Source organism: Streptomyces sp. NRRL F-5727 (assembly GCF_000719555.1).
Taxonomy (GTDB): Bacteria; Actinomycetota; Actinomycetes; order Streptomycetales; family Streptomycetaceae; genus Streptomyces.
This window is the reverse complement of record NZ_JOGX01000021.1, coordinates 22,705-42,492: the sequence shown is the minus strand read 5'-3', so window position 1 is coordinate 42,492 and position 19,788 is coordinate 22,705. Positions and strand designations below refer to the sequence as shown.

Below are 19,788 nucleotides of genomic sequence, written 5' to 3'. Positions count from 1 at the left end.
GTCGTCCGTGTTCGGTCCCGCTCAAAGGTCCGCCGGTTTCCGATGCCGCCCACCCTCGCCTCGCTCGTTCAGCACTCCTCCCTCCGGCTCGTCGTCCGGGCCGGGGAGGACCGGCTCGACACGCCCGTCCGGTGGGCGCACGTCAGTGAGCTCGCCGATCCCGTGCCGTACATGGAGGGCGGGGAGCTGCTGCTCACCACCGCCCTGACGCTCGACGCCGAGGACGCCGAGGCGATGCGGCGGTACGTGCGGCGGCTGCTCGGGGCCGGGGTGGTCGGGCTCGGGTTCGCCGTGGGGGTGAACTACGACGACATCCCGCAGGCGCTGCTCGACGCCGCCCGGGCCGAGCACCTGCCGCTCCTGGAGGTGCCGCGCCGGACCCCGTTCCTCGCGATCAGCAAGGCCGTGTCCGCCGCCATCGCCGCCGACCAGTACCGGGCCGTCACCGCCGGGTTCGAGGCGCAGCGCGAGCTCACCCGGGCCGCCCTCGCCGAGGGGCCGGACGCCGTCGTCGCCCGGCTCGCCGCGCACGTCGACGGCTGGGCCGCGCTCTACGACGCCGCCGGCAGCGTCGTCGCCGTCTCGCCCGAGTGGGCCGCCCGCCGCGCCGCCCGCCTCACCCCGGACGTCGAGCGGCTGCGCGAGCGGCCCGCGCCCGCCAGCGCCGTCGTCGGCGGCACCGAGGACCGGATCGAGCTCCAGTCCCTCGGCACCGGCCGCCGGGTCCGCGGCGCCCTCGCCGTCGGCACCGGCGCCCCCCTGGGCACCGCCGAGCGGTACGCCGTCCACTCGGCGATCGCCCTGCTCACCCTCACCACCGAACGCTCCCGCTCCCTCCAGGCCGCCGAGCACCGGCTCGGCGGCGCCGTGCTGCGCATGATGCTCGCCGGGCAGCCGGAGCACGCCCGTACCGTCGCCGGCGACGTCTACGGCGGCCTCCTCGACGCCCCCTTCCGGCTCCTCGTCGCCGAGCCCGCCGGCGGCGAGCAGGCGGCCGCCGAGCCCCCGCTGCCGGTCCTCGCCGAGGCCCTGGAGGCGGCCGCCGCCCGGGCCGGCGAGGCCGTGCTCACCGTCCCGGAGGGCGACGGCCGGCTCGTCGTCCTCGCGGGCGACGGCGGCGCGGTCGTCTCGGCCTGCGCCGGGTACGCCGAGCGCGAGGCCGAGGACGCGGGGCTCGTCGTCGGGCTCTCCGCCTCCGCCGGCCCGGCCACCGCCGCCGTCGCGTACAAGCAGGCCGAGCAGGCCCTCTCGGTGGCCCGCCGCCGGGGCCGCGCCCTCGTCGAGCACGAGGACCTGGCGGCCGGCTCCGTGCTGCCGCTCCTCGCCGACGAGGCCGTACGGGCCTTCGCCGACGGCATGCTCCGGGCGCTGCGCGAGCACGACGCGACGGGCCGCGGCGACCTCGTCGCCTCGCTGCGCGCCTGGCTCTCCCGGCACGGTCAGTGGGACGCCGCCGCGGCCGACCTCGGGGTGCACCGGCACACACTGCGGTACCGGATGCGGCGCGTCGAGGAGATCCTCGGGCGGTCGCTCGACGATCCGGACGTCCGCATGGAGCTGTGGCTGGCGCTCAAGACGACCGGCGAGGGCGAGAAGTAGCGGTTCCGGGAGACGATCTCGGCCCTTCCTGCCCGGAGTCGGGCAGAATTCCTGGCCGGAAGTGGGTCGAGTGCCTAATCTCCTGCTCATGACAAGCCCCGCCGTCGACCCTTCCCCCAGCACGCCCACCACGGCCGAACCCGCCCCCGTCCCGACCGCCCTCCCCGGGGCCGCACCCGCGAAGCCCGCCCGCCGCATCGGCGGCGCCGTCTGGGCCGCCCTCGCCATCGTGTACGTCGTCTGGGGCTCCACCTACCTCGGCATCCGGATCGTCGTCGACACCATCCCGCCCTTCCTCGCCTCGGGCTCCCGCTTCGTCGCCGCCGCCGTGCTCCTCGCCGCGATCGTGGCCTGGCGGCACGGCCCCGCCGCCCTCAGGGTCGACCGGCGCCGGCTCGGCTCCGCCGCGCTGGTCGGCCTGCTGCTGATCCTCGGCGGCAACGGCCTCGTCAACCTCGCCGAGACCGACATCCCGTCCGGCCTCGCCGCCCTCCTCGTCGCCGCCGTCCCCGTCTGGGTCGTGCTGCTCCGCACCGTCGCCGGCGAGCGCCCCGGGCTCGGCGGCTACGGCGGCGTCCTGCTCGGCGTGGCCGGTCTCGCCGTGCTCACCCTCCCCGGGCTCAGCGGCGAGGTCGGCATCGCCGGCGTGCTGTTCGTCCTCCTGGCCGCCCTGCTCTGGTCGCTCGGCACGGTCTCCTCGGCCCGTCTCCCCATGCCCGCCAACCCGTTCACCGCGAGCGTGTACGAGATGCTGGCCGGCGGTCTCGCCGGCATCGCCGTCGGCCTGCTCCGCGGCGAGCACCACGGCTTCGACCCGGGCTCGGTCTCCACCGCCTCCTGGGCCGCCCTCGGCTACCTCGTGGTCTTCGGCTCGCTGATCGCCTTCACCGCGTACGCCTGGCTGCTCCAGTCCGCCCCGGTCTCGCTCGCCGCCACCTACGCGTACGTCAACCCGGTCGTCGCCGTCCTGCTCGGCGCGCTGATCCTCGACGAGGCCCTGACCTGGCCGATCGTCCTCGGCGGGGCGATCGTCGTGGCGGCCGTCTGCCTGATCGTCTCCACCGAGCGGAGGCGGTGACGGCGCAGATCGCCGTGGCCCTACCCTGATCCCTCGTATCGATCGGTCGTGAGCACGGCGACAAGGGGTGGGGTCCGGATGACGACAGCGACGAAGGCCGGCAGAACGGCCGGCGGGAAGCCGGGCGGAGGCGGCGGCAAGGGCACGGGCGACCGCGACGGTGGCACGCCGAAGCCGGGCTCCCGCCTCGTCCGCTACTCCGTCGTCGGCGGCCTCCTCCTCGCCGTCCTCGCCGGCTGCGGCGGCATCACCGCCGGCGTCCTCGCCGGCGAGGGCTACCTCCCCGGCGACTCGATGCGCCAGGTCTGGAGCACCCCGACCGACGGCGGCACCCCCGCGTCCGGCGACGCCGCCTGGGCGGCCGGCGACACGCTCGTGCACAGCAACGCCGCCGGCGTCACCGGCTTCGACGCCCGCACCGGCGAGCGGCGCTGGCGGTACGAGCCGGCCGGCGGCGCCGCGATCTGCTCCGCCGGCCGCACCGCGGCCGACGGAGTCGCCCTGATCGCCCAGGGCGTCCCGGGCCTCCCGGGCAGCCCGGCCGCCGACGACGCGGACGAGGGCTGCACCACCGTCGTCGCCCTCGACCTCACCGCCGGGCGCGAACTGTGGCGCACCACCCGGACCGCCGCCGACGGCGGCGAGATCCGCGCCGAGCGCGACCTCGTCGCCGTCGGCGGCGGCCTCGCCGTGCTGCGCGACGAGGACGCCGACTGGCAGTACGCGTCGGCCCTGGACAGCCCCGGCCGGCTCGACCCCGACCGCGCCCTGCGCGCCTTCGACCTGCGGACCGGCAAGCCCAGGTGGTCGGCGCGGATGCCGCGGGACTGCGTGCCGTACGGCGTCGCCGCGGGCGACCGCCGGGTCGCGGCGCTCCTCGTCTGCGACCGCCGGGACGTACGGCTCGCGGTCCTCGACCCCGCGGACGGGCGGGTGCGCGGGGTCACCCCGCTCGACCCGCGGCGGGTCGTCGACCCCCTGACCCACGCGCCGGCCTTCGTCTCCGCCGACCCGATCGTGGTCGGCGTGGACAGCCTCGACGAGACCGGTTACGCCACGTTCCTCTCCTTCGACGACGAGGGCCGCGCCCAGGGCACCATCGCGTCCGGCACCGTCAACGGCAAGATCAGCTCCGCGGCCCAGGAGCCGGCCCGCACCCGCGTCGCCTACGGCCGCCTCTACACCGTCGCCATGGAGTCCGACTACGACGACGTCGTCACCGCCTTCGACCTGCGCAGCGGGCAGCGGTTGTGGCGCATGGAGGTCGGCGACCTGGAGGACGTCATGGGACTGCGGGTCGCGGGCGGCCGGGTCACCGCCCTGGTCGACCTCTACGGCTCGGCGGGGGAGGACGGGCTCCTCGTCCTCGACGCCGACGACGGCGACGAGCGCGACGCGCGTCTCTTCCCGGACTCGGTGGGCGGCTCGTCCGGTGAGATCAAGGACGTCCTCGGCCACCAGGACCGGCTGATCGCCGTCCGCTGGAGCGAGGGGTACCTCTCGCCCTTCACCGCGTACGAGGAGCGCTGACCGGCACCCGACGGCACCACCCGTTCGGCCGAAGCGGACAGACCGCGGCCTCCACCACTCCATCACGGACAAACGTCACTCGCCGGTCCCGGCCCTAACGTGTCTGGAGAGCAACCGCTCGCACCCCGAAACGGAAAGGGCCGGGACGCACAATGACGACCACCCACGCCTTCTGGGTCGCCGGCCGCGAGGCCACCGGCGACACCACCTTCGACGTCACGAACTCGTACGACGGACGTCTGGTCGGCAAGGTCGCCGTGCCCACCGAGGCCCAGGTCGAGGAGGCCGTCGCGGCCGCCCACGCGGTCGTCGACGAGTTCGCCGCCACCCCGGCGCACGTCCGTGCCGCCGCCCTCGACCACGTGTCGAAGCGGCTCGCCGAGCGCACCGAGGAGATCGCCCAGATCATCTCCGCCGAGAACGGCAAGCCCATCAAGTGGGCCCGCGGCGAGGTCGGCCGCGCCGTCTCCGTCTTCCGTTTCGCCGCCGAGGAGGCCCGCCGCTGGAACGCCGGCGAGGCCCAGCGCCTGGACACCGAGGCCGGCGGCGTGGGCCGCCTCGCCGTGACCCGCCGCATCCCCAAGGGCGTCGTCCTCGGCATCGCGCCCTTCAACTTCCCGCTGAACCTCAGCGCCCACAAGGTCGCCCCGGCCATCGCCGTCGGCGCCCCGATCATCCTCAAGCCGGCCCCGGCCACCCCGATCTCCTCCCTCATCCTGGGCGAGCTCCTGGCCGAGACCGACCTGCCGGCCGGCTCCTGGTCGATCCTCACCGTGCCGAACGACCGCATGCCGGCCCTCGTCCAGGACGAGCGCCTCCCGGTCATCTCCTTCACCGGCTCCGACAAGGTCGGCTACGCCATCCAGGAGTCCGTGCCGCACAAGCACTGCACCCTGGAGCTCGGCGGCAACGCCGCCGCCGTCGTCCTCCCGGACTGGTCCTCCGAGGCCGACCTGGACTGGGCCGCGACCCGCATCGCGACCTTCTCCAACTACCAGGGCGGCCAGTCCTGCATCTCCGTGCAGCGCGTGATCGCCGACGCCACCGTCTACGACCGCCTGCTGCCGAAGATCGTCGCGGCCGTCGAGGCCCAGGTCACCGGCGACCCGGCGGACGACGCCACCGACGTCGGCCCGCTCGTCGACGAGAACGCCGCCCGGCGCGTCGAGTCCTGGGTGGACGAGGCCGTCGCGGCCGGCGCGAAGCTCCTCACCGGCGGCAAGCGCGAGGGCGCCACCTACGCCCCGACCGTCCTCGCCGACCTCCCGGCCGACGTCACCCTGGCCCGCGCCGAGGTCTTCGGCCCGGTCCTCACGGTCGCCAAGGTCGACGGCGAGGCCGAGGCGTTCGCCGCGGTCAACGACTCGGACTTCGGCCTCCAGGCCGGTGTCTTCACCCACGACCTGCAGACCGCCTTCCGCGCCCACCGCGCGCTGGAGGTCGGCGGCGTGATCGTCGGCGACGTCCCCTCGTACCGCGCCGACCAGATGCCGTACGGCGGCGCCAAGCGCTCCGGCGTCGGCCGCGAGGGCGTCGCGTACGCCATGGACGACTACACCTACGAGCGCGTCCTCGTCCTGACGGGCCTCGCGCTCTAGGCGATCCGTCCCACGAGACCAGGCGGTCCGGGCCCACTGTGCGGGGGCCCGGGCCGCCTCCTCGTGTCCGCGTCCAGCAGGCGGACCGGGCGGCGACGGCGCGGCCGGCCACGGCAGGATGACCGGCGTGACCGTCATCGACATCCCCGGCTCCAAGTCCGTCACCGCCCGCGCGCTCTTCCTCGCCGCCGCCGCGGAGGGCACCACCACCCTCCTGCGCCCGCTCGTCTCCGACGACACCGAGGGCTTCGCCGAAGGGCTCCGGGCCCTCGGGTACGCCGTACGGAAGGAGCCCGGCGCCTGGCACGTCGAGGGCCGCCCCGCCGGGCCGGGGGTCTCCGACACGGACGTCTACTGCCGCGACGGCGCCACCACCGCCCGCTTCCTCCCCACCCTCGCCGCCGCCGGCCACGGCACCTTCCGCTTCGACGCCTCCCCGCAGATGCGCCGCCGCCCGCTCGGCCCGCTCAGCACCGCCCTGCGCGAGCTCGGCGTCGACCTGCGGCACGGGGAGAAGGACGGCCACCACCCGCTCGCCGTGCACGCCGACGGCGTCAAGGGCGGCGCGCTCACCCTGGACGCCGGCCAGTCCTCCCAGTACCTGACGGCCCTGCTGATGCTGGGCCCGCTCACCGCCGGGGGCCTCGACATCACCGTCACCGACCTGGTCTCGGAGCCGTACGTCGAGATCACGCTCGCGATGATGCGGGACTTCGGCGCGGAGGTCACCCGCGAGGGCCGCACCTACCGCGTCGCCCCCACCGGCTACCGCGCCCGGACCTACGGCATCGAGCCCGACGCCTCCACGGCCAGCTACTTCTTCGCCGCCGCGGCCCTCGAACCCGGCCGCTCCGTCACCGTCCCCGGCCTCGGCACCGGCGCCCTCCAGGGCGACCTCGCCTTCGTCGACGTGCTGCGCCGGATGGGCGCCGACGTCGAGGTCACGGCCGGGGCGACCACCGTCCGCTCCACCGGCACCCTGCGCGGACTCACCGTGAACATGCGGGACATCTCCGACACCATGCCGACGCTCGCCGCGATCGCCCCCTTCGCCGACGGACCCGTCCGCATCGAGGACGTCGCCAACACCCGGGTCAAGGAGTGCGACCGGCTCGACGCCTGCGCCGAGAACCTCCGCCGCCTCGGCGTCACCGTGGAGACCGGCCCCGACTGGATCGAGATCCACCCCGGCACCCCCGCCGGACCCGCCGAGATCGCCACCCACGGCGACCACCGGATCGTCATGTCCTTCGCGGTGACCGCCCTGCGCACCCCCGGCATCGCCTTCGACGACCCCGGCTGCGTGAAGAAGACCTTCCCGGACTTCCACCGGGTGTTCGGCGCGTTCGCCCGGACCCCGTGAAGAGCGCACAGCGTTTGCGGCAAGAATGGGGGGCATGAGCGACCGCCCCTCTCCTCTCGCCGATCCGCACATCGCCTTCGACCGCGCCGAAGGCCGCCGGGACATCGTCGTCCTCGGCTCGACGGGATCCATCGGCACCCAGGCCATCGACCTGGTGCTGCGCAACCCCGACCGCTTCCGGGTCACCGCCCTGGCCGCCTCCGGCGGCCGGGTCGGGCTCCTCGCCGAGCAGGCCCACCGGCTCCGGGTCGCCCAGGTCGCCGTCGCCCGCGAGGAGACCGTCGGAGAGCTGCGTACCGCCCTCACGGCGCTGTACGGCTCCGAGCCGCTGCCCGAGATCCTCGCGGGCCCCGACGCCGCCACCCAGCTCGCCGCCTCCCCGTGCCACACCGTGCTCAACGGCATCACCGGCTCCATCGGCCTCGCGCCGACCCTCGCCGCCCTGGAGGCCGGCCGCACCCTAGCCCTCGCCAACAAGGAGTCGCTGATCGTCGGCGGCCCCCTGGTGAAGGCGCTCGCCAAGCCCGGCCAGATCATCCCGGTCGACTCCGAGCACGCGGCCCTCTTCCAGGCGCTCGCCGCCGGCACCCGCGCCGACGTCCGCAAGCTGGTCGTCACCGCCTCCGGCGGCCCCTTCCGCGGCCGCACCCGCGCCGAACTGGAGCACGTGACCCGCGAGGACGCGCTCGCCCACCCGACCTGGGCGATGGGCCCGGTCATCACGGTCAACAGCGCCACCCTGGTCAACAAGGGCCTGGAGGTCATCGAGGCGCACCTCCTCTACGACATCCCCTTCGACCGCATCGAGGTCGTCGTCCACCCCCAGTCGTACGTCCACTCGATGGTCGAGTTCAGCGACGGCTCGACGCTCGCCCAGGCCACCCCGCCGGACATGCGCGGCCCCATCGCCATCGGCATCGGCTGGCCCGAGCGGGTCCCCGACGCCGCCCCCGCCTTCGACTGGTCCACCGCCTCCACCTGGGAGTTCTTCCCGCTGGACGACGAGGCGTTCCCCTCGGTGAACCTGGCCCGGCACGTCGGCGAGCTCGGCGGCACCGCCCCCGCCGTCTTCAACGCCGCCAACGAGGAATGTGTCGAGGCGTTCCTCTCCGGACGGATCCCCTTCACCGGCATCATGGACACCGTCACGGCGGTCGTCACCGAACACGGACGGCCCAGCGGGGGAACCTCCCTGACGGTGCCGGACGTCCTGGAAGCGGAGACCTGGGCCCGGGCCCGGGCCCGAGAGCTCGCAGCGAAGGCAACCGCGGAGGCGCGCGCATGACGGAAGTGCTCCTGACGATCCTCGGGATCGTCCTGTTCGCGCTGGGACTGCTCGTCTCCATCGCCTGGCACGAGCTCGGCCACCTCTCCACGGCCAAGCTCTTCGGCATCCGCGTGCCGCAGTACATGGTCGGCTTCGGCCCCACCATCTGGTCGAGGAAGCGCGGCGAGACCGAGTACGGCATCAAGGCCATCCCGGCCGGCGGCTACATCCGCATGATCGGCATGTTCCCGCCCGGCGCGGACGGCAAGATCGAGGCCCGCTCCACCTCGCCCTGGCGCTCCATGATCGAGGACGCCCGGGAGGCGTCGTACGAGGAGCTCCAGCCCGGCGACGAGACCCGGCTCTTCTACACGCGCAAGCCGTGGAAGCGCGTGATCGTCATGTTCGCCGGACCGTTCATGAACCTGGTCCTCGCCCTCGGCCTGTTCTACGGCTCCCTGATGACCCTCGGCATCGAGGGCCAGACCACCAAGGTCGCCGGCGTCCAGAAGTGCGTCATCGAGCAGAGCGCGAACCGCGACGCCTGCGCCGCGGGCGACCCGGTCTCCCCGGCGTACAAGGCGGGGCTGCGGGACGGCGACACCATCGTCGCCTTCAACGGCGCCCCGGTCTCCGACTGGGACACCCTCTCGAACCACATCCGCAAGACCATCGGCCCCGCCACGATCACCGTCGAGCGGGCCGGACAGCGCCTCGACCTGCACCCCACGCTCGTCGCCAACGAGGTCCTGAAGAAGGACGAGAACGGCCAGGTCGCCCGCCCGCTCGCCTACGAGAAGGCCGGCTACCTCGGTTTCGCGTCCAAGACCGAGGTCGCGCCGCTGACCTTCGGCGAGACCACCGACCGCATGGGCGAGCTCATGGAGAACGGCCTGGAGTCGGTCGTCGCGCTCCCCGGCAAGATCCCCGGCCTGTGGGACGCCACCTTCGGCGACGGCGAACGCGCCGAGGACTCGCCCGTCGGCGTCGTCGGCGCCGCCCGCATCACCGGCGAACTCATGAACCTGGACCTCCCGCCGGAGCGCATCCTCGTCATGTTCATGAACCTGCTGGTGTACTTCAACGTCTCCCTGTTCCTCTTCAACATGCTCCCGCTGCTGCCGCTCGACGGCGGCCACATCGCGGGCGCCCTGTGGGAGTCCGTCCGCCGCCACACGGCCCGGATCTTCCGGCGCCCCGACCCCGGCCCGTTCGACGTGGCCAAGCTGATGCCCGCCGCCTACGTGGTCGCCGGCGTCTTCGTCTGTTTCACGCTGCTCGTCCTCGCCGCCGACATCGTCAACCCGGTGAAGCTGACGTAGCTCCCCGGGGGGCCGGGCACCACCGTGTCCGGCCCCCCGCCCCCGGGGCGGTAACCTCGGAAGCCTGAGCCCGCCGACGCACGACCTTTGAGGTTGCACTACAGATGACCGCGATTTCTCTCGGTATGCCCTCCGTCCCGACCCGGCTCGCCGAGCGCCGCAAGAGCCGGCAGATCCAGGTCGGCAGCGTGGCCGTCGGCGGTGACGCACCCGTCTCGGTGCAGTCCATGACGACGACCCGCACCTCCGACATCGGCGCCACCCTCCAGCAGATCGCCGAGCTGACCGCCTCCGGCTGCCAGATCGTCCGGGTGGCCTGCCCCACCCAGGACGACGCCGACGCGCTGGCCACCATCGCCCGGAAGTCCTCGATCCCCGTGATCGCCGACATCCACTTCCAGCCCAAGTACGTCTTCGCCGCGATCGACGCCGGCTGCGCCGCCGTCCGCGTCAACCCGGGCAACATCAAGCAGTTCGACGACAAGGTCAAGGAGATCGCCAAGGCCGCGAAGGACGCGGGCACCCCGATCCGCATCGGCGTCAACGCCGGTTCGCTCGACGCCCGCCTCCTGCAGAAGTACGGCAAGGCCACCCCCGAGGCGCTCGTCGAGTCCGCCCTCTGGGAGGCGTCCCTCTTCGAGGAGCACGACTTCCGCGACATCAAGATCTCGGTCAAGCACAACGACCCGGTGATCATGGTCGAGGCGTACCGCCAGCTCGCCGCCCAGTGCGACTACCCGCTGCACCTCGGCGTCACCGAGGCCGGCCCCGCCTTCCAGGGCACCATCAAGTCCGCCGTCGCCTTCGGCGCGCTCCTCTCCCAGGGCATCGGCGACACCATCCGGGTCTCCCTCTCCGCCCCGCCGGCCGAGGAGATCAAGGTCGGCATGCAGATCCTGGAGTCGCTCAACCTGCGCCAGCGCCGCCTGGAGATCGTCTCCTGCCCGTCCTGCGGCCGCGCCCAGGTCGACGTCTACAAGCTCGCCGAGGAGGTCACCGCCGGCCTCGACGGCATGACCGTCCCGCTCCGCGTCGCCGTCATGGGCTGCGTCGTCAACGGCCCCGGCGAGGCCCGCGAGGCCGACCTCGGCGTCGCCTCCGGCAACGGCAAGGGCCAGATCTTCGTCAAGGGCGAGGTCATCAAGACCGTCCCCGAGTCGAAGATCGTCGAGACCCTCATCGAGGAAGCCCTCAAGATCGCCGAGCAGATGGAGAAGGACGGCGTCGCCAGCGGCGAGCCGTCCGTCGCCGTCGCCGGCTGAACCCCCTTTCTCGAGGCTCGGTTCTCCCCCGGCTTCGCCGGGGGGACCCCCACCGGGGCGCGCCTCAGCCGGGCTCACAGGACCGGCCGTGCTCGGCCCGCTCGTTCCTCACGGGCCTGCGCGCGCCCGGTCCTGTTCCCCCGGCGCGCCCCTTCGGCTCACTCGCCGCTCCGCCCCGCCGCCCGTCAGGGCGGCGGGGTTTCGTCATGCGTGGAGAGCCTCGCCGCAGAGCCTGGGGGTACAGTGCCAGGACCAGCAGAACCCGCACGGTGAGGCCCCCTCGTGTTGACACAGACCACCACCCGGGTCCTCGAACCCGCCGACCTCGGAGCCGCCCTCGCCGTCCTGGAGAGCGCCCCGGTCGAGAACGCCTTCGTGACCGCCCGCGTCCGGATCGCCGGACTCGACCCCTGGCGCCTGGGCGGCGAGATGTGGGGCTGGTACACCGAGGGCCGGCTCACCTCGCTCTGCTACTCCGGCGCCAATCTGGTCCCGATCTGCGCCACCCCCGAGGCCGTCCGCGCCTTCGCCGACCGGGCCCGCCGGATCGGCCGCCGCTGCTCCTCCATCGTCGGCCCGGCCGGACCCACCGCCGCACTCTGGCGCCTCCTCGAACCCTCCTGGGGCCCCGCCCGCGACGTCCGCGCCCACCAGCCCCTCATGGTCACCGAGCAGCCCTCCGCCGACGTCGCCCCCGACCCCCTCGTCCGCCGCGTCCGCAAGGACGAGATGGACGTGATCATGCCCGCCTGCGTCGCCATGTTCACCGAGGAGGTCGGCGTCTCCCCGCTCGCCGGCGACGGCGGACTGCTCTACCAGGCCCGGGTCGCCGAGCTCGTCGCCGCCGGCCGCTCCTTCGCCCGCATCGAGGACGGCAAGGTCCTCTTCAAGGCCGAGATCGGCGCCGCCACCCGCCAGGCGTGCCAGATCCAGGGCGTCTGGGTCGCCCCCGAGCACCGGGGGAAGGGCCTCTCCGAGACGGGCATGGCCGCCGTCCTCCAGTACGCCCTCGCCGACGTCGCCCCCGTCGTCAGCCTGTACGTCAACGACTACAACACCCCGGCCCGCGCCGCGTACCGCCGCGTCGGCTTCCGCGAGACCGGCGCCTTCATGAGCGTCCTGTTCTGAACCGCCGGGCACTTGTAGGGTGCGCCGCATGGACGACGCCCCCACCGTGATCGGACCCGTCAACCTCGCCGCCCGGGTGGACGAGGCCCTCGCCGTGCAGGCGGTCGCCTTCGGCCTCGACGCCGCCGAGGTCGCGGTACGCCGCCACATCGTGCTGCGCCACCTGATGAACCCCGGCGCCCGCGCCTTCGGCGCCAGCACCCCCGACGGGCGGCTCGCCGGCTTCGTGTACGGGATGCCCAACGACCGCACCCACTGGTGGTCGACCGTGGTGGAGCCGTACCTCCGCGCCACCGGCACCGCCGACTGGCTCGACGCCTCCTTCGTCATCACCGAGCTCCACGTCCACCCCGCCTTCCAGGGCCGGGGCGTCGGCCGCGGGCTGATCACCGCCATCACCGACACCGCCGACGAGAAGCGCTCCATCCTCTCCGCGATCGACACCGACTCCCCGGCCCGCGGCCTCTACCACTCCCTCGGCTACCGGGACCTCGCCCGCCAGGTCCACTTCCCGAGCGCCGCCCGCCCGTACGCGGTGATGGGCGCGCCGCTGCCGCTCCCGCGCCGGAACTGATTTCTCGCGGACGGGGCGGCCCGGCTAACCTCCTAGCCATCAACGTCAGTCCCGGCAGGAGTACGAGAACCATGGCCAACGCACCGGTCCAGCGCATGTCCCAGTTGATGGCGAAGACGCTGCGCGACGACCCGGCGGACGCCGAGGTCCTCTCCCACAAGCTCCTCGTCCGCGCCGGCTACGTCCGCCGCACCGCCGCCGGCATCTGGAGCTGGCTGCCGCTGGGCAAGAAGGTGCTCGCCAACGTCGAGCGGATCGTCCGCGAGGAGATGGACGCCGTCGGCGCCCAGGAGGTCTCCCTCCCCGCGCTGCTGCCCCGCGAGCCGTACGAGGCCACCGGCCGCTGGGACGAGTACGGCGCCGAGCTCTTCCGCCTCCAGGACCGCAAGGGCGGCGACTACCTCCTCGGCCCGACCCACGAGGAGATCTTCACCCTCCTGGTGAAGGACCAGTGCTCGTCCTACAAGGACCTGCCGGTCATCCTGTACCAGATCCAGACCAAGTTCCGGGACGAGGCCCGCCCCCGTGCCGGCATCCTGCGCGGCCGCGAGTTCCTCATGAAGGACTCGTACTCCTTCGACACCGAGGACGAGGGCCTGGCGCAGTCGTACGCCGTGCACCGCCAGGCGTACCAGCGGATCTTCGAGCGCCTCGGCCTCGACTACCGCATCTGCGCCGCCACCGCCGGCGCCATGGGCGGCTCCAAGTCCGAGGAGTTCCTCGCCCCCGCCGAGGCCGGCGAGGACACCTTCGCCGACTGCCCGAACTGCGACTTCGCGGCGAACACGGAGGCGGTCTACCAGGAGGTCAAGGCCGTCGACGGCTCCGCCGTTCCCGCAGCCGAGGAGATCCCCACCCCGGACACCCCCACCATCGAGACCCTCGCCGCCTCCCTCGGCGTGCCGGCCTCCGCCACGCTCAAGAACCTCCTCGTCAAGGTCGACGGCGAGATCGTCGCGGTCGGCGTCCCCGGCGACCGCGAGGTCGACATGGACAAGGTCGAGGCGCACTTCGCCCCCGCCGTCGTCGAGCTGGTCACCGAGACCGACTTCGCCGCCCGTCCCGACCTGGTGCGCGGCTACGTCGGCCCGCAGGGCCTGGAGAAGGTCACCTACATCGCCGACCCGCGGGTGGCCCCCGGCACCTCCTGGATCACCGGCGCCAACAAGGACGGCATGCACGCGAAGAACGTCGTCGCGGGCCGTGACTTCGAGGTCTCCGCGTACGTCGACGTCGTCGTCGTCCAGGACGGCGACCCGTGCCCCAAGTGCGGCACCGGCCTGAAGCTGGACCGCGCGATCGAGATCGGCCACATCTTCCAGCTCGGCCGCAAGTACGCGGACGCGCTGAAGCTCGACGTCCTCGGCCAGAACGGCAAGCCGGTCCGCGTGACCATGGGCTCGTACGGCATCGGCGTCTCGCGCGCCGTCGCCGCGCTCGCCGAGCAGACCGCCGACGACAAGGGGCTGTGCTGGCCGGCCGAGGTCGCGCCCGCCGACGTCCACGTCGTCGCCGCCGGCAAGGCGCTCCAGACCGAGCTGGCCCTGGAGGTCTCCGACAAGCTCGCGGCCGCGGGCCTCCGCGTGCTGGTCGACGACCGCGCGGGCGTCTCGCCGGGCGTCAAGTTCACCGACTCGGAGCTGATCGGCGTCCCGAAGATCCTCGTCGCCGGCCGCCGCGCGGCGGAGGGCTTCCTCGAACTGAAGGACCGCCGCACCGGCGAGCGCGAGGAAGTCACGGTGGAGCAGGCCCTGGAAGCCCTGACGGCCTGACCTCTCGCCACCGCCGTTCCGTTGTGCGCTGAGCCCGGCTGGACCCCGTTGTGGGCAATCGTTCCGCTGGGGCGATGGGGGTCCCCCTGCTCGAGCGAAGCCGAGAGCTTGGGGGAGGGTGGGCACAACGGAACGGCACCGTCAGCGGTGCCTCCGCGACCTGGCCTGGACCCGCACCCGTACGGCGCCGTACACCGGGTGCGGGTTCAGGCGCACCCCCAGCCCTGCGGAACGCCTGCCCACACGGAGGGGGGGGCGCGTCACGCCGCCATGTCGCCCCGGGTGTGTCGGGGGGACGGTTCCACCGAGGAGCCCGTGAGGTCCTCGACGGGAGGGAGCGGCTCCAGCGGAGGCGCGGGCGGCGCGGGAGGCGTGGCCGCGGGCGCGGACTCCGGCGTGGCGCGCTCCAGGAAGCGGAGGAGTTCGACCGGGATCGGCAGCACGAGGGTCGAGTTCTTCTCGGCCGCGACGGCCATGACCGTCTGCAGCAGCCGCAGCTGCAGCGCCGACGGCGCCTCCGCCATCTGGTGCGCCGCCTCCGCCAGCTTCTTCGACGCCTGCAGCTCCGCGTCCGCGTTGATCAGCCGCGCCCGCCGCTCCCGGTCCGCCTCCGCCTGCCGCGCCATCGAGCGCTTCATCGTCTCCGGCAGGGAGACGTCCTTGATCTCGACCCGGTCGATCTGCACGCCCCACCCGATCGCGGGGGAGTCGAGCATCAGCTCCAGCCCCTGGTTGAGCTTCTCGCGGTTGGACAGCAGGTCGTCGAGGTCGCTCTTGCCGATGATCGACCGCAGCGAGGTCTGCGCCATCTGCGAGACCGCGAACTTGTAGTCCTCGACCCGCACCAGCGCCTCCGCCGCGTCCACCACCTTGAAGTAGACGACCGCGTCGACCCGGACCGTCACGTTGTCCCGGGTGATGCCCTCCTGCGCGGGCACCGGCATCGTGACGATCTGCATGTTCACCTTGTGGAGCCGGTCCACCGCCGGGACGATCATCGTGAAGCCGGGCGGCCGCACGTCGCCCCGCAGCCGGCCGAAGCGGAACACGACGCCCCGCTCGTACTGCTTCACGACGCGCGCCGCCGCGCCGACGTAGGCGGCGGCGGCCACAGCCGCTCCCGCCACGGCCAGGAGGATGTCTTCGATCATCACGGGCCCCCTGAGGAAGGGATACAAAAAGGGTATTCCCCTCAGAAGGCCCGGGGACTCACAGCCAGCTCGCGAACTCCAGCAGCCACTCGGCCTCCTGCCGGCGCCCGCCGGCCAGCGCCCGGGTGCCGGACTCGACGGTCCGGAAGAGTGTCCAGCCGCGCAGCCGCTCCCGGTCGACGTCGAGCGAGTCGGCCAGCTTGTTGACCCGCCGCCGGGCCGCCGGGGCGCCGGCGGAGGAGGCGACCAGGTCCTCGACCCGCTCGCGGACCAGCCGCGCGAGGTCGTAGGCGCGCTCGCCGACGACCGGGTCGGGCCCGACGGCCAGCCAGGGCGCGCGGTCGCCGCCGAGCACCTTGCCCTGCCGGAAGTCGCCGTGCAGCAGCAGCTCCTCGGCGGACCCGCCGAGCAGCTCCTCGCGGGCGGCGAGCGCGGCGGCGGTCAGCTCCCCGGCGTCGGCGTCGGCGCGGTGCCGCTCCATCGCCTCCGCCTGGCGCGCGGTGCGGCCGGCGACGGTGTCGAAGCCGTGCCCGGCGGGCGGGTCCACCCACAGCTTCCGTACGGTCCCGGCCGCCTCCAGGAGCGCCTTGGCCTCCGGCAGCGAGCGGAGCGACACCTCGGGGTGCAGCCGTTCGAGGACGAGGGCGCCCTCGGGGCCCTCCCCGAGGAGCTGTACGGCACCCCAGCCGTTCCAGTGCGCGAGCGCGTCCCGCTCCTGCTCCGGACGGCTGTACGGCGGTGCGATCTTCAGCGCGGCGGGCGTGCCGGCGGCGTCGCGGACGAGCAGGACCAGGCTGCCGCGTCCGCCGGGGGCCACCACCCGCTCGACGGTCAGACCGGCCTCCGCGGGCACCCGCTCGGCGAGGCCGGGGAGCCGTCCGAGCCAGTCGGCGGCGGCCTCGCCGTACCTCTCGTGGAGCGCCGTCACCAGTCGCCGGGGCGCTTCGAAACCCATGCGTACGTTGTTCCTTCTGCTGGGGCGGGGTGATCAGGGCTGGTGGGGGCCGGACTCACACCCGCTCGGCGAGCCCAGGAAAGGTTACGTCGCTGCCGCGCCACCGCACCGCGCGGACCGCCGCCTCCCGGAGCGCGGCCGCGGCCTCCCGGCGCAGCGCGCCGTCGGCGGCCCGCACCAGATCGGAGTAGACGCCGGCCACCCGGTCCTCCAGGACGGCCGCGAGCCGCACCGCGCCCGCCGGGTCCGCCACCCGGAACGGCAGCTCGTACGCGGCGGCCGCGGCGGTCGGCGTGCCGCCGAGGTCGCGGACGGTGCGGCGCAGCGCGTCGCGGCGGGCCCGGTGTGCCTGGTACGCGGCGGTGGCCTCGGCCCGGCGGCCCTCGGCGACCCGGCCGCCGACGACGCCGTAGCCGTACACCGCCGCGTGTTCGGCGGCGAGGGCGGCCTGGGCGGCCTGGAGGGCGCTCATGCGCGGGCCCCTTCGGTGAGGAGGTAGGCGTGGGCGGCGCCGGCGGCGGCCACGGAGGCGAGCAGCCGGGCGTACTCGGGCGGCGCCGCGAGCAGCTCGGCCGTGTGGGCGTCGGACGCGGCCCGTGCCGCCCCCGCCAGCTCCCGCAGCGCCGCCTTCGGGTCGCCCGACACGGCCCGCACGCCGCCGGTCCCGCCGCCCGGCGTCGCGGAAGGGGACCCCGTACCGGTGCCCGGGGCCGCGGACGAGGGGCCCGGGGTCGGGCGGGTGCCCTCGCCGAGGGCGGCCACGTGGGCCGCGGCGGAGGCACGGAGGGGGGCCACGCGCGCGTGCAGGGCGGGATGGGCGGCCAGGGTGGCGTCGTAACGTTCCAGCAGGGTCCGTGAGGCGGTCACCGCGCGGCGGCGGAGGGCGGCCTCGGCGCGGGCCACCCGTTCGGCCTCGCGGGCCGCCGCCTCCTCCGCGGCGCTCGGACGGCGCGGGCCCGCGCCGTCCGAGGTGCAGCCCGTCAGGGCCGCCGCGGCGGCCGAGGCCCCGGCCACGAGCACGGCGCGTCTGCCCGTCGTCGTCACGCTCTCTCCCTCAGCATTCAGGACCCCTCCCGGCCGCCCTTCGAAGATCACCGCAGGCGAGCGTACCCGCGGGGGCCCCGGCCGTGGACGGCAACACCCTCCGGGACCGGATACCCTTGATCCGACACGCAGCGACAAGCGACGTACCCACAACAGCACACGCGGCCGAGGAGTCACCCGGATGAGCACCACCCAGAGCGACAGGCTGCGCGGACTCATTGAGCCGCTCGTCCACGCGGAGAACCTGGATCTGGAGGAGATCGAGGTGTCCCGGGCCGGCCGCCGCGGACTGCTGAGGATCGTCGTCGACTCCGACGAGGGCGTCGAGCTGGACACCTGCGCGGAGCTGAGCCGCGCGATCTCCGCGAAGCTGGACGAGACCGACGCCATGGGCGACGGCGAGTACGTCCTGGAGGTCAGCTCCCCCGGCGCCGACCGTCCGCTCTCCGAGCACCGCCACTACGTCCGGGCCACCGGCCGGCTGGTGAAGCTCCAGCTCGCCGAGGGCGGGGACCTGGTCACCCGCATCCTGGCGGTGGACGAGGACGGCCTCGACACCGAGGTCCCGGGCGTGAAGGGCCGCAAGGCCACCGCCCGCCGCGTGGAGTTCGCCGAGATCGCCAAGGCGCGTGTCGAGATCGAGTTCAACCGCAAGGACAAGAAGGAAGAGGAGGCGTAGCCGTGGACATCGACGTGAAGCTTCTCAAGGGCTTGGCGCAGGAGAAGGAGATCTCCTTCGAGATGCTGGTCGAGGCCATCGAGTCGGCCCTCCTCATCGCGTACCACCGCACCCCGTCCGCCCGCCGCCACGCGCGCGTGGAGCTGGACCGGCACACCGGTCACGTGACGGTGTGGGCCGAGGAGGACCCGGCCGACCTGGAGGAGGGGCAGGAGCCCAAGGAGTTCGACGACACCCCGTCGGACTTCGGCCGCATCGCGGCGAGCACCGCCCGCCAGGTCATCCAGCAGCGGCTGCGCGACGCCGAGAACGACGTCACCTTCGGCGAGTACGCCCGCCGCGAGGGCGATGTCGTCGCCGGTGTGGTGCAGCAGGGCAAGGACCCGAAGAACGTCCTCGTCAAGCTGGACGACAAGCTGGAGGCCATCCTGCCGGTGCAGGAGCAGGTGCCGGGCGAGGAGTACACGCACGGCCTGCGGCTGCGCACGTACGTCGTCCGGGTGGCCAAGGGTGTCCGCGGTCCGTCCGTCACCCTCTCGCGCACCCACCCCAACCTGGTGAAGAAGCTCTTCGCCCTGGAGGTGCCGGAGATCGCCGACGGTTCGGTCGAGATCTCGGCGATCGCCCGTGAGGCCGGTCACCGCACCAAGATCGCGGTCCGTTCCACCCGTTCGGGTCTGAACGCCAAGGGCGCCTGCATCGGCCCCATGGGCAGCCGGGTCCGGAACGTGATGGCCGAGCTGCTCGGCGAGAAGATCGACATCGTCGACTGGTCGGACGACCCGGCCGAGATGGTGGCGAACGCGCTCTCGCCGGCCCGGGTCTCCAAGGTCGAGGTCGTCGACGCCGCCGCCCGGTCCGCCCGGGTGACGGTCCCCGACTACCAGCTCTCCCTGGCCATCGGCAAGGAGGGCCAGAACGCCCGGCTGGCCGCGCGGCTCACCGGCTGGCGGATCGACATCCGGCCGGACACCGAGTCCGTGGCCGAAGAGGGCTGAGCGGCCCCGGCGCAAGCCGGAGATCGTTTTTGGCCAACAGCTGTTCGATTTTTGCCCCAAACGGGTGAGGTCGGTACGGGGAGGTAGACTTAATCGTGTCTGGCCGGACGCATGCCCGCGCGTGCCCTGAGCGAACCTGTGTGGGATGCCGGGAGCGAGCGGCCAAGAGCGAACTGCTGCGGATCGTGATGGATAAGGACGAGTGCGTCCCCGATCATCGCGGTACGCTGCCCGGCCGGGGTGCGTACGTGCACCCCGCCTTGCACTGTCTCGACCTGGCGGCCCGCCGCCGGGCGTTCCCGAGGGCCTTCAAGGTCCCGGGCCCGCTCGACACGGCGGCGCTGCGGGAACACATCGAGCAGGCCGCCCAGGCGGCACCGCAGTGAACAGGAAGTACGGCACGGAACACCGTGCGGTCAGGTACCTCGCGAGTCGGAAGTAGGTCGAGATTGCGATGAGCACTCGATG

18 protein-coding genes are annotated in these 19,788 nt (G+C 73.6%); 14 read left to right on the top strand and 4 right to left on the bottom strand.

Going from position 1 to position 19,788, the window contains the following annotated elements; translation table 11 throughout:
* Positions 1-42: 42 nt before the first annotated feature.
* The 11 genes from IF73_RS0116825 (at position 43) to IF73_RS0116775 (ending at position 14,493) form a co-directional block, all read left to right on the top strand.
* Positions 43-1,599: a PucR family transcriptional regulator gene (locus IF73_RS0116825; RefSeq protein WP_031008550.1), complete on the top strand. Its 1,557-nt coding sequence runs from the start codon at positions 43-45 to the stop codon at positions 1,597-1,599.
* Positions 1,600-1,687: 88 nt separating this feature from the next.
* Complete coding sequence (locus IF73_RS0116820) at positions 1,688-2,677, top strand: EamA family transporter (protein WP_031008547.1); 990 nt, start codon at positions 1,688-1,690, stop codon at positions 2,675-2,677.
* 78 nt (positions 2,678-2,755) lie between these two features.
* Complete coding sequence (locus tag IF73_RS0116815) at positions 2,756-4,207, top strand: PQQ-binding-like beta-propeller repeat protein (protein ID WP_031008544.1); 1,452 nt, start codon at positions 2,756-2,758, stop codon at positions 4,205-4,207.
* A 152-nt stretch (positions 4,208-4,359) separates the two neighbouring features.
* Positions 4,360-5,805: an aldehyde dehydrogenase family protein gene (locus IF73_RS0116810; protein ID WP_031008539.1), complete on the top strand. Its 1,446-nt coding sequence runs from the start codon at positions 4,360-4,362 to the stop codon at positions 5,803-5,805.
* Between the two features lie 127 nt (positions 5,806-5,932).
* Positions 5,933-7,168, top strand: a complete 1,236-nt coding sequence (gene aroA / locus IF73_RS0116805; RefSeq protein ID WP_031008537.1) for a 3-phosphoshikimate 1-carboxyvinyltransferase — start codon at positions 5,933-5,935, stop codon at positions 7,166-7,168.
* Between the two features lie 34 nt (positions 7,169-7,202).
* Positions 7,203-8,453, top strand: a complete 1,251-nt coding sequence (dxr, locus tag IF73_RS0116800; RefSeq protein ID WP_031008534.1) for a 1-deoxy-D-xylulose-5-phosphate reductoisomerase — start codon at positions 7,203-7,205, stop codon at positions 8,451-8,453.
* Complete coding sequence (locus IF73_RS0116795; protein ID WP_031008532.1) at positions 8,450-9,757, top strand: M50 family metallopeptidase; 1,308 nt, start codon at positions 8,450-8,452, stop codon at positions 9,755-9,757. The genes dxr and IF73_RS0116795 overlap by 4 nt, the downstream gene beginning before the upstream one ends.
* A gap of 104 nt (positions 9,758-9,861) precedes the next feature.
* Positions 9,862-11,019 (top strand): flavodoxin-dependent (E)-4-hydroxy-3-methylbut-2-enyl-diphosphate synthase, encoded by a 1,158-nt coding sequence (gene ispG / locus IF73_RS0116790; protein WP_031008530.1) that lies wholly within the window; start codon positions 9,862-9,864, stop codon positions 11,017-11,019.
* 282 nt (positions 11,020-11,301) lie between these two features.
* The gene (locus IF73_RS0116785) at positions 11,302-12,147 is read left to right on the top strand and encodes a GNAT family N-acetyltransferase (RefSeq protein WP_031008528.1); all 846 of its coding nucleotides are present in this window, start codon (positions 11,302-11,304) and stop codon (positions 12,145-12,147) included.
* Positions 12,148-12,175: 28 nt separating this feature from the next.
* A complete protein-coding gene (locus tag IF73_RS0116780; RefSeq protein WP_031008525.1) occupies positions 12,176-12,721 on the top strand; it encodes a GNAT family N-acetyltransferase in 546 nt (181 codons plus the stop codon).
* A 71-nt stretch (positions 12,722-12,792) separates the two neighbouring features.
* Entirely contained in the window at positions 12,793-14,493 is a 1,701-nt protein-coding gene (locus IF73_RS0116775; RefSeq protein ID WP_031008523.1) for a proline--tRNA ligase, read from the top strand.
* Positions 14,494-14,753: 260 nt separating this feature from the next.
* Here the strand turns inward: IF73_RS0116775 and IF73_RS0116770 are convergent, their stop codons facing one another.
* The 4 genes from IF73_RS0116770 to IF73_RS0116755 are packed head-to-tail and all read right to left on the bottom strand — an operon-like array spanning position 14,754 to position 17,643.
* Positions 14,754-15,644: a slipin family protein gene (locus IF73_RS0116770; RefSeq protein WP_037879459.1), complete on the bottom strand. Its 891-nt coding sequence runs from the start codon at positions 15,642-15,644 to the stop codon at positions 14,754-14,756.
* A 58-nt stretch (positions 15,645-15,702) separates the two neighbouring features.
* A complete protein-coding gene (locus IF73_RS0116765; protein ID WP_031008519.1) occupies positions 15,703-16,599 on the bottom strand; it encodes an aminoglycoside phosphotransferase family protein in 897 nt (298 codons plus the stop codon).
* 55 nt (positions 16,600-16,654) lie between these two features.
* Positions 16,655-17,071 (bottom strand): ferritin-like domain-containing protein, encoded by a 417-nt coding sequence (locus tag IF73_RS0116760; protein WP_031008517.1) that lies wholly within the window; start codon positions 17,069-17,071, stop codon positions 16,655-16,657.
* On the bottom strand, positions 17,068-17,643 hold the full coding sequence (locus tag IF73_RS0116755; RefSeq protein WP_031008515.1) for a hypothetical protein: 576 nt from the start codon (positions 17,641-17,643) through the stop codon (positions 17,068-17,070). The genes IF73_RS0116760 and IF73_RS0116755 overlap by 4 nt, the downstream gene beginning before the upstream one ends.
* A gap of 181 nt (positions 17,644-17,824) precedes the next feature.
* Here IF73_RS0116755 and rimP point away from each other — a divergent pair, with 181 nt between their 5' ends.
* From rimP to IF73_RS0116740, 3 genes are all read left to right on the top strand, one after another.
* Positions 17,825-18,322 carry a ribosome maturation factor RimP gene (gene rimP / locus IF73_RS0116750; protein ID WP_031008512.1) on the top strand — a complete coding sequence of 166 codons (498 nt, stop codon included), beginning with the start codon at positions 17,825-17,827 and terminating at the stop codon, positions 18,320-18,322.
* Between the two features lie 2 nt (positions 18,323-18,324).
* A complete protein-coding gene (gene nusA, locus IF73_RS0116745; protein WP_031008510.1) occupies positions 18,325-19,320 on the top strand; it encodes a transcription termination factor NusA in 996 nt (331 codons plus the stop codon).
* A gap of 95 nt (positions 19,321-19,415) precedes the next feature.
* Complete coding sequence (locus IF73_RS0116740) at positions 19,416-19,706, top strand: YlxR family protein (protein ID WP_078868098.1); 291 nt, start codon at positions 19,416-19,418, stop codon at positions 19,704-19,706.
* Positions 19,707-19,788 lie beyond the last annotated feature (82 nt).